Origin of the sequence: Pinisolibacter sp. (assembly GCF_036782435.1) — a bacterium.
Lineage (GTDB): Bacteria > Pseudomonadota > Alphaproteobacteria > Rhizobiales > Ancalomicrobiaceae > CALBKH01.
Window position 1 is genome coordinate 1 of sequence record NZ_DAIPZB010000040.1, and the last position, 284, is coordinate 284.

Consider the following 284-nt stretch of genomic DNA (forward strand, 5'->3'; position numbering starts at 1 on the left):
GCGTCACCGGACGGCAGGGCCTCCCGGGGCGTCAGGGCGTCACCGGACGGCAGGGTCTCCCGGGGCGTCAGGGTGTCACCGGACGGCAGGGCCTCCCGGGGCGTCAGGGCGTCACCGGACGGCAGGGCCTCCCGGGGCGTCAGGGTGTCACCGGACGGCAGGGCCTCCCGGGGCGGCAGGGTGTCACCGGAAGGCAGGGCTTGCCGAGCCAGCAGATACGTGGCCCGCAGAGCCGCCAACGCGTCCAACAGCCCCGGCCGCAGCAACGCATCATGCAGCAGCGG

The 284-nt window shown here is 75.7% G+C and carries 1 pseudogene; it reads right to left on the reverse strand.

The features are described from left to right. Nucleotides 1–284, reverse strand: a pseudogene (locus tag V7Q42_RS16175) (hypothetical protein); the annotation flags it as partial.